Raw genomic sequence first — 13242 nt, 5'->3', positions numbered from 1 at the left:
AATTATTATCAATTTTATTGAATCTCTTTCATTATCACTTTTAATTGAGGATAAATAAAGGCTTTTTTGTTGTTGAATTTACTGGAGTTCGTGAATTCTTTTTCCGTACTTAGTTAGTAAAAACAGTAGTTTAGGCAGAAAACTTTTAAGGATAAGGTTAAAGATGAGAGGGGAATTCGCCGATATAGTATATGATAAATGTAGAGGTATTATGTCTGAAATATTAAGACCAAAGAACACAAGCTTTTTCTCTGTAGGGTTTGATTTGATTCTCGTTGAGAAGTCGCTTCCGTATGACCTCTACGTTAACTCATCGACTAATGAGGCCAAGGAGAAGTTTGTAAGAATCTTCCCTATGAATGGAATACTTAACTCTGAGGATATAACTACTTTTAAGAAAAAATATCATCAATTATATATTCCAGAGACACAGAGAGATATGTACCTCAGAAGTTTAGTGGATTGTTCAGGTGTGGCGGATACGCTAAAGACTGAGATCATAAAAGACTCGGCGATACACTACCTCGATACTATCTTTGATCCTACAAAAGAATTTTCCAATGAAGTTTTAACAGAGACTATTAGTGGCTGTAGAGACTCCGTTGAATCAATGGTAGACGTGATTAAAGATTATGATGTTAAGCAAGTTCAAAGTTTAATTGGAGACTTAAGTTTCCATGACTTCTATACCTACGATCATTCGATAAATGTTTCGATGTATTGTATTTCAATGTTTAAGATTCTTAGACCAAATGCTGCTAGAGAAGAAATGGTTCTAGCTGGGTTAGGAGGTCTATTACACGATCTTGGAAAAATTAAAATTCCAACTCATATTATCAATAACGCTGGTAAACTTGATGATGAGCAATTTACTATTATTAAGAAGCACCCAAAGTTTGGTTTTGATCTTCTTGAAGGAAGTGAAATTGACTGTCCTGGTGTAGACTTTTCAATTGTTAAAAGAATCGTTCATGAGCACCATGAAAACTTCGATGGTACAGGCTATCCTGCAGGTCTAAAAGGCAATGATATTCACCTTCTTGCAAGAGTGACAGCTATTGCTGATTTCTTTGATGCTATTACAACAAAGAGGTCTTATCATGAGGCCTTAACTCCAGAAGAGGCCCTAGGCGTAATGTCTAGAAGTGTTGGAAAGAAGATTGATCCAAAGCTCTTTGAGCTCTTTTCAAATAATATTTCTAAGGTTGTGGATAGGGCGCATAATAAAGAGCTCCCATCTGACTTTGATCCTTGCCAGCCTCATGATGTACTACCGTTTAGACAGGTTGCGGCCAAGAAGCAACAGACAGACTTCTTTAAGAAGGAAGAGCAAAACTTTGGTAAAGTTGCTGTTGACGATGGTGCTAAAAAGAAAAAGGCCTCTTAAAAAAGAGGCCCTAGTCTATTTTTAATTTCTTATTTTAATTACTTTGTTTCTTCTTTCTTTGTTTCTGCCGGTGTTGCAGTTTCAGGAGTTTTTGTCTCTTGTGCTTTTGGCATCATTGCATCGTTATTAAGTGGTGCTGCAATTGGAGCTTCACCGTCTAAAATCGAAGAAGAAGATTTTGTAGATTGAATCTTCGCTAAGAGAATTGAGTTTCCTAAGAAGAGAACTGCTAAGATTGTTGTGATCTTACCAAGAATATTTCCCTGCTGTGTCCCTGTGAAAGTAGAGTCTCCAGCTCCTCCTGATAGAAGTCCTGCCTCGGCTCCCTTTCCAAATTGAAGGAGAACAAGAACAATTAGAAGAACAGAAATAACAATATGGAAAATCATTAAAGAGTGAAACATAATTTTAGTACCTTATAAAATCTTAATAAAACGTATCTAGTTAAATATCAAATAATCACTAGCTTTGGCAAGAAAACGCATCTAGTCATTAAATGTTATTTACTTAATTTACATAATTCCATGAAACTATCGGCTTTAAGAGAGGCTCCTCCAACCAAAGCTCCATCAATATCTACTTTTTCTAATAAGCCTTCAATATTTTCAGGCTTTACGCTACCGCCATAGAGAATAGGTGTTTGCTCAGAGTCTAGGGCCTCAACTTTAGATAATTCCTCTCTGAGGAAAGTGTGAACTTCCGCCGCTTGTTCTGGTGAAGCAACTTTTCCTGTCCCAATGGCCCAAACTGGCTCATATGCAATGATGATATTTTCTTTGTCAGCTGCTTTAATACCTTTTAGTCCTGAGTGAAGTTGAGTGGCCAAGACATCTTTAAATTCTCCACTCTCTCTTTGCTCAAGAGTTTCTCCAACACAGAGAATAGTCTTGAGTCCGTTATCTAGAGCGTTTAGGACCTTTTCATTTAAAAGAGTGTCTTCTTCGTTAAAAATGGCCCTTCTCTCAGAGTGACCAATGATGACAAAGTGTGCACCAAGGTCTTTAAGTGATTTAGGACTTGTTTCTCCAGTGAAGGCTCCTGAGTTGTGGTTAGAGCAATTCTGGGCACCAACCTTAACTTTAGAAGTCGCACTCAATAGAGTTGTAACGTGAATCGCTTGTGGAGCAATCCATGCCTGGCAATTGAGAGAGGGCATTGCTTCAAGGGCCTTGGCAAATTCACGAACTTGTTCAAGCTCTTGATTCATTTTCCAATTTCCAACGATATGTATCTCTCTCATTTGAACTCCTTAATTTAAATCTACACCAAATTTTAGGGCCTGTATTCCAGGTAGGCTTCCTTCTTCAATAAACTCAAGAGAAGCTCCGCCTCCAGTTGAAACATGAGACATCTTATCAAAGAGTCCCGACTTTCTTACTGCACTTACTGAGTCTCCACCACCAACTAGAGTGAAGGCCGATTCCATCTCACTTAGAGTTTTTGCAATGGCCATCGTTCCTGCTGCGTAGTCTTCATTTTCAAATAGCCCCATTGGACCATTCCATAGAACTGTCGCTGCTCCTGCTAGCTTCTCTGTGTATAGAGCGATAGTCTTTGGACCAATATCTAGGCCCATCTTATCTCCATCAATTTCAACATTGTCACATGCTTCTGGTTTTCCACCAAACTCAGATGAAACAACGTGATCTACAGGGAGAACAACTTTATTCTTACCTGAACCCATAAGGATTCTCTTGGCCAGAGCAACGTCGCTTTGTGAACAAAGAGAGTTACCAACTTCGTGACCTCTCGCCACTAGAAATGGATAGGCCATAGCACCACCTATAATTAAGTGGTCGACATTAATAATTAATCTTTCAATGATTTTAATTTTGTCAGAAACTTTTGCTCCACCAACAATTGCTACAAATGGTGACTTTGGAGACTCTACAATTTTACTTAGAGCTTGAATCTCTTTCTTTAGTAAGAATCCACCATAGGCCTTATTCTTAAAGTAAGCATTGATTGTATAAGCAGATGCATGCTTTCTATGTGCGACACCAAATGCATCATTCACATAAATATCAGCGTAGCTTGCAAGAGCTTTTGCAAATTCAGATGAACCAGCTTCTTCCTCTGGGTGAAAACGTAAGTTTTGTAGAAGAATAACTTTTGATTCATTGAGGTTTAATAATGTTCTAATTCCTCTGTCCAAACAAGACTCAGTTAGAACAACATCTTCTCTAAGTTTCTCAGCAAGATATGTCGCTACTGGCTCGAGAGTAAACTCTTCGTTTACTTTTCCTTTTGGTCTACCGAGGTGGCTCATCAGAATTAACTTCTTCACGCCATTTTCCAATAGATATTGAATGGTCTCAAGGGCCATATCAATTCTAGTGGTATCTGTAATTTTCGTTCTGTCTGATTTATCTAGAGGAACATTAAAGTCAAAGCGTGCAATGACAACCTTGTCTTTGAGTTCCTCTGTTAATTCATCAATAAAGTGAAGGGCCATTAGAGTTGTTTCCCGATAAATACTGTAAGGTCGATAACTCTATTTGAGAAACCGGCTTCGTTATCATACCAAGTTACAACTTTTACATTTGTTCCATCTAGTACATTTGTAAGTCCAGCATCAACACAAGATGACTCTCTCATTCCCATATAGTCTACTGAAACAAGTTCTTCTTCTTCATATCCAAGAACTCCACTTAAAGCACCATTTGCAGCTTCTTTTAAAACAGCATTAACTTCATCGGCAGTAACTTCTTTCTTAAGTGTTACGTTTAAATCAACAAGAGAAACGTTTGGAGTAGGTACTCTAATCGCGAAACCATCGAGTTTTCCTTTAAGCTCAGGAATAACAAGTCCAACAGCTTTTGCAGCTCCTGTTGTTGTAGGGATCATTGACATCGCAGCGGCTCTAGATCTTCTCTTATCAGAGTGAGATGAGTCTAGGATTCTTTGATCACCAGTATATGAGTGAACAGTAGTCATAAATCCACTTTCAATTCCAAAAGCATCGTTTAAAACTTTTGCAACTGGTGCTAGACAGTTTGTCGTACAACTAGCATTTGAAATAATGTGGTGTTTTTCAGAGTCGTATTCTTCGTTATTAATTCCCATTACAAATGTTCCATCAAGATCTTTTCCTGGGGCACACATAATAACTTTCTTAACTGTTCCATTTAAGTGCTTACCAAGTCCTTTCTTGTCTTTGAAAACTCCTGTGGCATCGATAACAATATCAACTTTGTCATGTGACCAAGGAATTTCAGAAGGGTCTTTGTATTTATGAAATGTAATTTTAGTTCCATTAATATTTAAAATATGTCCATCCTGAATTGAAACTTCAGCATTGAACTTTCCATGAAGAGAATCGTACTTCAGTAGGTGAACATAGTCTTCAGGATGACCTGGACTGTTGACTGCAACAATTTCAAATTCTTCAACTCCACGATTGAAAAATTCTCTTAGAACTGTACGACCAATTCTTCCCATTCCATTAATTCCAACTCTGATTTTGGACATAGTTACTCCGCGTTATTTTAAGGTATATTAATGTCTAGGACTATGCCATAAATACACGCACTTGGGTAGTTCTTTGATGAAATCCTGAATATTTCCCTCGGATTAAATAGGGAGAGTTTTTCTAGGCTGCGTCAAAGCTCTCACAAGAGTAAAATAAAGTGATGAAAACTGGAAATGGCGTGCGCCACTATAAGTCCCATAGCGATTATCTTCAAAATAGAGGGAAGAAGTTGATCTCTCCTGCCAAGGGGGGAAGCGGTGATTTACCAGTTGAGAAAGCTCCTACCGACAAAGTTGAGTTGTCGCAAACTTCGAAAGATCAAAGTAAAGATCTCGGTTCAAAAGTTAAGGAAAACCTAAAGCAAAATGAAAGAGAGCTAAAGAGCGCTTCAAAACATCTTTTGAAAGATGCTGTTGGAGTCGCCAAGAATGCAGTGAATATGCCTGGGATTGGAACAGCTATAGATCTTGTGTCCTCTGTTATTCCTGAGAGTGAGGCCATTGAAGAAGTTAAAGAAGTCTTTGTTGATAAGGAAGAGGCCGGTCAAATTGAAGGGGCTAAAGTTATCTTCGTGAGTGGTCTTCATTTAGCTGGGATAAGCTCTAATGATGAGGGGCTAGAGGGCATGGCCAAAGATCTCGAAGGCGCTTCTCACTTTAGCTGGAAAGATGAAGAAGTTGTAATTGATCAGATAAAGAGAACTCCAAAAGATGAGCCTATCATTCTCATAGGTCACTCCCTTGGTGGAGATGCCATCGTAAATATTGCTAATAACTTAAATACATTTGCAAATGGTTTTAGAAAGATTGATCTCTTGGTGACGCTAGATTCTGTTGGCTTTGATAACGATATTATTCCTAAGAATGTAAAAAAGAATATTAACTTTATCGGAGATAAAGACGCTTTCTTCAATGATGGTCCAAATATCGCTAGAGATAATTCAAAAACTGAGGTGATTAATAACCTTAGAAAAGAGGGACATACTCAAATAGATGACTCTAGAGAGGTTAGGGAAACAATTTGGGGAGAGATCTCAAGAATAAGAGAAAGTTACGAGCAAGAAAAAGAACAGACCAACTTAATGAAGAGTTTCCTCTCAAAAATATTGGCCCACCCAAATGCATTAGAAATCTTAAAGTAAATTATTTGCAGTATTCTTGAGGCTCGTTGGAGAGTCCAATTTCACCGTAGTCGAAATCTAGCTTCAAACAAATTGGCTTTCTCTCTATTTGTGACTGTGACAGAAATTCATGAGCTTCATAGCACTGACTAAAATCTAGATGAAAAGTTGTTTTCTCACCTGATTGAGAATTATTTCTATAGACGACAAGTTGGTGAAAGAAGCTTTGGCAGTCTAGAATAATTTTTGGATACTCTAGAACCTTAAGTTCAAACATTGCATCGAATTCTGTATCTAGATAACTTCGTACAGAGAGCGCTTGAGTCTTGGCACTAATAGATGTTGATAATATTAGTAAAGTAATAGCTAAGTAGATTTTTTTCATACTTAGCTAATCGGTTATTCTTTTTAATTGATGAGGAAAATTTTGCCCTTTTCTACTTCTTCATATTTTCAATAATCCACTTATAGAAATCGTAGGCAAGTGGATTTTCAGAAATATCGTTCATCGTTTTAATCGTTAATCCTGTGTAATTTGCATTCTGAACGGCATTCCAAATATTGTCCCAAGCTATATTAGAACCAAGAACATTGGCCGACTGATTTTGTCCCATTATTCCTAGATTTGAAATCTTTGCTAACTTAGATATTTCAAAAGCTAAATTTGTACTCTCTTCCTCATCAACCTTAGACTCTTTTGGGGCCGTCATTTCAATTGAAGTTAAGTGAATATTTAAATTTTCAAACTTCGTTAGAACTGATGCATCCTTAAGTGTTCCAATAATATGATCATACCCTGATGCAGGATTCTTATTGTCCCAGAAATTGTCACTGGATCTTATAAGTCCAGCATTAAGTTCATTGAGTCGATTGAGATCTTTTGTAGGAGACCAGATTGAACCTGGAATAATTGTACCGATTGGCTTTCCTAAAAATGAAGAATCTTCTTTATTAAGCTCTCTAATTAAAGTCGTAAGAACAATAATTCCATGCTCACTTAAAGAAGAGTTATACCAATCATAAAAGTCTTTTCCATAATTGCTCTTGAACTCTTCTGCTGTATAGAATGAAGAATCTAGAGGAGGTTGAATATCTTCGATTGTCTCAAGATTACTTTCCCAAGCAGCATTAACATTATCAATCGTCTTATACTTTGTTTTGATAAACGATCTAAAAGAGCTCTTTGCAAGATTAGAGTATGCTGATGAACTCACTTCATTGTTATTAGTTGGAAATCTAAGTTCGGCATTTGGTCCAAGGGAAACAATGATCTCTAGAATACTTGAACTCTTAGAGTTGAATTCAGTTATAAAGGATTGAATGAACTCTTTATATTCTGTGGCCACAATTTCAGTGGCCCAGAAAGAAATATATTCGTCATTTACGGCACCACTTTGAGAAATGAACTTTAGATCATTAATGTCATTAATACTTTCATGAGCAGAGTACTTATTAAATACCCAGCTTGGAAGAGGTATATTGCAGTCGTCTTCATTACTTTTACAGCTGTGAAAAGAAATGATTGGGGACCATTTTAACCCCTTATCAATAATGATTTCAGAGAGCTTTTTATAATAGCTCCAGTTGAAATTATTATCTGATGATTCAACTAGAGACCACCAGATATTTGTTGAGATGGATTGGATTCCAAGCTCTTTCATTTTTTCTAAATCGCTTTCAAACTTGGCCCACTGATTTCTATTTTCTTCTACATCATTTGTAAATCCAACCAAATTTGGAGCAAGAACATTGGCACTGAAGTTCTTAGCAAAAGAAGTATTTATCATTGTACTTAACAACAATAACGCTGCCATTTTAAGAATAGATTTCATAAGCTCCCACCTTTTTGTGAAGTGCGTTATTTTAACAGAGAATTTATCCAAATAAAGGGAGTGTGTAGATTCTACTCGTGACTAAGTGTTTGATTTTAAAGGAGGAAGCAGTCCTTCGAGTTCTGGTAGCAAGTTTTGAGCACTAAATCCAGCTCGCAATTCTTCACCTCGGCCACCTTTTCGGCAACAAAAGGTAGGTAGTAGGGAGCATTCTCTTTTCCTCTGTATGGTACAGGAGTTAAGAAGGGAGCATCAGTTTCAAGTAGGACTCTCTCAAGTGGACAGAGCTCTAGAACATCGCGGACATTTTGTGCGTTATTAAAAGTAATGATTCCATTGAAGCCAAGGTAGAAGCCTAAGTCGATAGCGCACTTGGCGAGCTCTTGTCCCGAAGTAAAACTATGGACAACGCCTTTGTATTTCATTTTGGGAGCGTACTCTTTTAGGATTTCGATGGTCTCTTCATCCGCTTCTCTAGTGTGAATGACCACTGGCATTTCAAATTCAATGGCCAACTCTAATTGCTTTTTAAAGACTTCAATTTGTATATCTTTAACCGACTTGTTGTAGTAGAAATCAAGGCCAATCTCTCCGACAGCGACAACGCTCTCGTCTTTAAGGTTTTCTCTGATTCTCTTTTCAACCTCGTCACTCCAGTCCTTTGCCTCATGAGGGTGAATTCCCTGCGTGCAGTAGATATTGGAGTGAGTTTGAGCTAATTCTAGAACAGGTTGTAGATTATTGGGAGCAACTGAAATTGTTATGATTTTCTCAATATTATGGGCAAGAGTTTTTGAGAGAACATCCTTTAGCTCTTCTTCTTTCAAATAATCGAGATGACAGTGCGTCTCGATTATTGGATTCTCAAAGGTTGGTATCTCTCTTCTCTTCTTGCCCATGTATGACTACTTTTTAGATTTAGCTAATATATCATCTAAGATGATGTAGAGTTGATTAAGAGGAAGTACACCCTCAATCTTAACTCCATTCACTAGCATTGTAGGTGTTGAGTTAATATTAAATGGCTCTGCTCTAGCGATGATATCCTGAACTTTCTTCTTTGTTTCAGGAGCATTCATACACTCAAGTACATTCTCTTTCTTTGCGTAATCAGTAAGCCATTGCATAGAAAGACTCTGTTGATTGTTAAAGATATCATCATGAACTTTTCCAAACTTCTCTGGAAGACAAGTTGTTAAGTAAGCGGCCTGACATGCCAGAGTGTGAAGAGGTCTTTGCATCTTAGGGTTACAGTTGTGATCGAGAGGGTAGTACATATATTGAATATTAATCTTCCCTTGGTACTTTCTTGCAATTGCGTGAGAATTATCTGAAAGGGCCTTACACGCAGGACATTGAAAATCAGAAAAGAATGTTAATTGAAGTGGTGCATCTGTGAAGTTCTCACTTGCAGAAGCAATTCTAAACTCTGAATCCGTTGCTGGCTTTCCAAGGTTAGGAAGGTTCCAGTATTGACTTAAAAGAGAAGGAGCAAGCTTATTTATTTCATCTTGCTTTCCAGAAACTCCATAGTACGTGATACCAGAAGCAACAAGCGTAACTACTAGGTAAATAGCAACTGGCTTAATACTTAAAAATCTATGGGAGCTGTTCTTGTAGAAAATAAAGAGAGCACCCCAAGAGAGGAAGTAGTAAACAGAGCACATAGGACAAAGTCCACCAAGAGCTATAAGTGAATAGAGAAATAGTACTAAGCATCCTACAGCGTTAACAAGAAGTAGTATGTGATTAGTACCTTCAAATTCTTCGTCTTTAAATAGGAAACCAAAGAGGAGGAATGCTCCAATAAGTGCACCAAAGAGAGAGATTGGTACTCCTGCAATATTTGAAGCAGGTGAGTTGGTTGTTGTGTCACAGTTAAAGAATGAATTGAAGTTACACATAGTAGAGCTATCGCTAATACTTGTTGGAAACTTCACTCCAAAGTAGTGATTTGTTAAATAAATTGAAACTGCGATCATTGCAACAGCTAGTACACCCAAAATGACATGCGCATTAAATGTGCCATCTTTGTAAAAAGACTTCTTTTCCATTTCTTCTCCTATATTTTCCTTAGTACATTCCAATTTCTTTTTTCGATATCTCCATTTCTATAGCTATAGAAATCTGTGTGAGAATAAGTATCAATACCGCAGTCAATTATTTCTGATTGTGGGTAGTTTTTTGATAACTGGTCAATGGCCTCTTGTGAGATATCAAAGAATATTCTACCTTCAATCTCTTTAAAATTGTTAGATTTAGGAAAATTCTTTGTAAACTCTGCCGAGACTTCGTAATTCAAGGCCCTAATATGAGGACCAATATAAATAGTTTCTGGAGATATTTGCTTCAATTTATCATCCAATAAAATTTCCTTGGCTATTCCTCGCCAGCCCGCGTGAATAAGAGCGTGGCCTTTATTGGAGGTAAAACAAACGGGTAGGCAGTCGGCAGTCCTTATACATAGGACTTCGTCTGCATAGGATATTAATCCATCAGCTTGAGTGTCTGCATTAATGCTCGTTGCTTCGACAATATCATTGCCATGAACTTGGATTAATTCTTTTATATTGTTTAACTCTGGTCTCGCTGGCCAGACTTCATAGATATACTGATTTAAGTGTTGGCTAAAAATTGGGGCCATCACGTTAGCATCCATTCAAATGATTGAGAACATTTTGAAAAAGTTCTGGTGGAGGTGCAGTAAAGTGCAACTCTTTCTTAGTAATCGGATGGATAAATCCAAGCTCTTTTGCATGAAGAAATGGGTGCTCGTAGTCACCGATAATATCACTGAGCTCAGGGCCAATTCTTTGAAGGTGCTCTTTGGGGTTTCCATAGAGTGGATCACAGAGAATAGGGCGATGAAGTAATTGACTAAGGTGAACCCTAATCTGATGAGTTCTTCCCGTTTCTAGCTTTAATTCCACATGGGCAACTTTATCAAATTGCTTGAGGACTCGGTAGTGAGTGAGCGCATGTTTGCCAGCTTTTGATTCCGTCGACATCTTTAATCTATTTTGTGGATGTCTTCCAATATTAGACTCTAGCTTTCCACCTGTAGGAAACGATTTTCCCATGGCAATGCATTCATATCTTCTAGTGATATCGTGAGTGCTAAAGAGCTTCACAAGGCCTTCATGACATTTTTGATTCTTAGCAACCACCATGATGCCGGATGTTCCCTTATCAAGGCGATGAACAATTCCTGGTCTGCGTTGATCTCCAACACCTTTTATATCTTTACAGTGGTAGAGGATCGCGTTGACTAAAGTTCCAGTATAATTTCCCGGAGCTGGATGAACGACCATCCCTGCCGCTTTGTTAACAATAATTAAATCTTCGTCCTCATAGTGAATCTCTAGAGGAATATTCTCAGCAATTGCATCAGCAGGTGCCGGAGGTGGTATGTTGACGATGATCTCTGTGCCAACATCGGGAAATTTTTTGAGTTCAATCTTCTTGGCAGCATTGGGAGAAGATATCTCTCCCTTTTCAAAGAGCATCTTTATATATGATCTACTTTGATCAACAAGCTTGTGAGATAAGAATTGATCGAGCCTTTTAAAGTTGGCCTTGTCCTCCTCTGTAATAGTAAAAGTAAATGATTCACTACCATCAGAAGCGGACATATGATTAACCTTTTAATTCTTTGATTCTATTTAAGTAAGAAGAGGCGACCATCTCTGGATTAAGCTTTAAGCACTTTGCATATTGATATACAAAACCTCTAACATAGACAGTGGCCGGAAGTTTTGTAATTGCTTCCTCTTCTATATATTTTAAATATGTTTTTGAAACTTTTGTCATCTCACTCATACGTAAGATATCTACATTCTTATATTCTCTAATTTCTTTTAGAAAATCCCCTGTGAAATCTGTGGCCTGAGTAATCTTTTCTTCCATTTCAGGATTTTCTTGGTAGTCCAAAGCAAATTTCTTACTTGCAACAATTCTCTTAACATTACCTTCATTAGGTTTTGTATCTGTCCCAAGTTGAGCATCTAGTTTAGAGTCAGGTGAGTCGTTGCGAGTAAAGCTATCTGAAGCAGTTTGTCTCTCATGATAGCTGAAGTTCTTATTAAGACCTCTAGCCTCATCGTATTGTTGTCTCTTTATAGGATCACTAATTATGCTATAGGCCTCTTCTATTAAGTTTAAAATAGAGTCACACTCTTCTTTTGTCATAAGAGAATAGAGTGCTAGGGAGTCCATCGAGTATGCATTCTTTGCTCTAACATACCCTTGCTGAATATCTTCTTGAGTCGCACTAGGTGGTATTTCTAATACATCGTAGTAATTCTTTTGCTTTTCCAATTATTTTTCCTCTTCCTTAAGAAATATTGAGCAGTCTGTGAACGATTTTATCAAAGTTGTTGACGAGTGCTGAGTTTGGAAATTCCATTAATAGCGGTCTTCTTCTCTTTACACTTTGCCAAACAGTAGCATCGTAGTCGAGAAAACCAACGTAATCTAAGTTTATTCCAAAGTACTTTCTACAAATGATTTTCATAGAAAAACCAATATCAATATCAGCTTGAGTTCTGACTTGGTTGATAATGAGCTTAGGTGATAATTTCTCAATTTCCATCTTTAGCTTGTGTCCAATTTCAGGATTGATCTCTATCACTCTTGAAACTAAATCAGCAGGAGTTGAGTTTTGAGATATCTTTGCATTCATGGCCTGATCAATGAGTGGACCAATCTCTAAAAGATCCTCCACCATATTAAGCTTACGGTGGTAAATACTTTTAATAAATCTATAAGTATTCTCAATACTCGTTGGCTCAGGAAGAGCTGTTAAAATTCCCTGGTCAGCTGAGATAAAGAAATCCAAAGTATTGAAGGTCGTACCAGCACCTAGGTCAAAGAGAACGTAGTCAGCATCAAGTGAGCCAACTTTACTGATGATTTTGGCCTTTTGCATTTGCTTTAGGTTTGCAATGCCTACGTCATCTTGAGCACCACTGATAATGGATAAGTTTTGAATAGGTGTTTGTGTGACCACTTCGCTTAGGTCTCTAACTTTCTTAGTTAAATAGTCAGAAAGAGTTTTTTCTGGAATTGGCATTCCAAGACAGGTGTGAAGATTTGCTCCACCAAGGTCGAGGTCAATAGTAACTACTTTATAACCCATAAGGGCGAGGCAAATGGAGAGGTTAGCTGTAACGAGGCTTTTTCCTACGCCACCTTTTCCGCCACCAATGGCCCAAATTTTTGTTCTCTGCGTCGAGTCTAATATATCGTGAACATCTTGCGTTGTATTTTGCATAAATTTTTCTATCCCTGAAAATTCACTTAATTATAGATAAGAAATTTCAATATGTAAGGCATTAAGTGCTTAAAAAAGTTCGTATATTAAACTTTTTCAATGTAAATACAAATAGTTGTATATTTTGCTTAAGTATGGACAGTCTCCGCTTTGCTAGCT

Annotated in this window: 14 protein-coding genes; 2 read left to right on the top strand and 12 right to left on the bottom strand. The window is 37.5% G+C overall.

Annotated elements, in window-relative coordinates; translation table 11 throughout:
* The first annotated feature begins 211 nt into the window (after window positions 1-211).
* Window positions 212-1387, top strand: a complete 1176-nt coding sequence (locus BMS_RS17155) for an HD-GYP domain-containing protein (protein ID WP_157868294.1) — start codon at window positions 212-214, stop codon at window positions 1385-1387.
* Between the two features lie 38 nt (window positions 1388-1425).
* Here BMS_RS17155 and secG read toward each other — a convergent pair whose 3' ends face one another.
* The 4 genes from secG to gap form a co-directional block, all read right to left on the bottom strand.
* Entirely contained in the window at window positions 1426-1791 is a 366-nt protein-coding gene (gene secG, locus BMS_RS13765) for a preprotein translocase subunit SecG (protein ID WP_014245432.1), read from the bottom strand.
* 95 nt (window positions 1792-1886) lie between these two features.
* Window positions 1887-2627, bottom strand: a complete 741-nt coding sequence (gene tpiA, locus BMS_RS13760) for a triose-phosphate isomerase (RefSeq protein ID WP_014245431.1) — start codon at window positions 2625-2627, stop codon at window positions 1887-1889.
* 9 nt (window positions 2628-2636) lie between these two features.
* On the bottom strand, window positions 2637-3842 hold the full coding sequence (locus BMS_RS13755; protein WP_014245430.1) for a phosphoglycerate kinase: 1206 nt from the start codon (window positions 3840-3842) through the stop codon (window positions 2637-2639).
* Window positions 3842-4858 carry a type I glyceraldehyde-3-phosphate dehydrogenase gene (gene gap / locus BMS_RS13750; protein WP_014245429.1) on the bottom strand — a complete coding sequence of 339 codons (1017 nt, stop codon included), beginning with the start codon at window positions 4856-4858 and terminating at the stop codon, window positions 3842-3844. Before gap ends, BMS_RS13755 begins: the two co-directional genes overlap by 1 nt.
* Before the next feature lie 161 nt (window positions 4859-5019).
* On the opposite strand from gap, the gene BMS_RS13745 reads away from it, so the two are divergent.
* Window positions 5020-6000 (top strand): lipase family protein, encoded by a 981-nt coding sequence (locus BMS_RS13745; RefSeq protein WP_044557636.1) that lies wholly within the window; start codon window positions 5020-5022, stop codon window positions 5998-6000.
* A gap of 1 nt (window position 6001) precedes the next feature.
* On the opposite strand, the gene BMS_RS13740 is transcribed toward BMS_RS13745, so the two are convergent.
* The 8 genes from BMS_RS13740 to BMS_RS13705 all read right to left on the bottom strand — a co-directional run bounded on the left by BMS_RS13740 (window position 6002) and on the right by BMS_RS13705 (window position 13083).
* Window positions 6002-6364, bottom strand: coding sequence for a hypothetical protein (locus BMS_RS13740; protein ID WP_014245427.1), 363 nt, complete (start codon window positions 6362-6364; stop codon window positions 6002-6004).
* A 52-nt stretch (window positions 6365-6416) separates the two neighbouring features.
* The gene (locus BMS_RS17150; protein ID WP_014245426.1) at window positions 6417-7811 is read right to left on the bottom strand and encodes a family 14 glycosylhydrolase; all 1395 of its coding nucleotides are present in this window, start codon (window positions 7809-7811) and stop codon (window positions 6417-6419) included.
* A gap of 95 nt (window positions 7812-7906) precedes the next feature.
* The gene (locus BMS_RS13730) at window positions 7907-8710 is read right to left on the bottom strand and encodes a TatD family hydrolase (RefSeq protein ID WP_014245425.1); all 804 of its coding nucleotides are present in this window, start codon (window positions 8708-8710) and stop codon (window positions 7907-7909) included.
* Window positions 8711-8716: 6 nt separating this feature from the next.
* Complete coding sequence (locus BMS_RS13725; RefSeq protein ID WP_014245424.1) at window positions 8717-9865, bottom strand: vitamin K epoxide reductase/DsbA family protein; 1149 nt, start codon at window positions 9863-9865, stop codon at window positions 8717-8719.
* Window positions 9866-9873: 8 nt separating this feature from the next.
* A complete protein-coding gene (locus BMS_RS13720; protein ID WP_157868293.1) occupies window positions 9874-10455 on the bottom strand; it encodes a polyphenol oxidase family protein in 582 nt (193 codons plus the stop codon).
* Window positions 10456-10459: 4 nt separating this feature from the next.
* On the bottom strand, window positions 10460-11443 hold the full coding sequence (locus BMS_RS13715) for an RluA family pseudouridine synthase (protein WP_014245422.1): 984 nt from the start codon (window positions 11441-11443) through the stop codon (window positions 10460-10462).
* A gap of 4 nt (window positions 11444-11447) precedes the next feature.
* A complete protein-coding gene (locus BMS_RS13710; protein WP_014245421.1) occupies window positions 11448-12128 on the bottom strand; it encodes a helix-turn-helix domain-containing protein in 681 nt (226 codons plus the stop codon).
* Window positions 12129-12144: 16 nt separating this feature from the next.
* Window positions 12145-13083 (bottom strand): AAA family ATPase, encoded by a 939-nt coding sequence (locus BMS_RS13705; RefSeq protein WP_014245420.1) that lies wholly within the window; start codon window positions 13081-13083, stop codon window positions 12145-12147.
* Window positions 13084-13242 lie beyond the last annotated feature (159 nt).

Source organism: Halobacteriovorax marinus SJ, assembly GCF_000210915.2.
Lineage (GTDB): Bacteria > Bdellovibrionota > Bacteriovoracia > Bacteriovoracales > Bacteriovoracaceae > Halobacteriovorax > Halobacteriovorax marinus.
The sequence above is the reverse complement of the archived record's forward strand: the minus strand, read 5'-3'. Positions and strand labels throughout refer to the sequence as shown.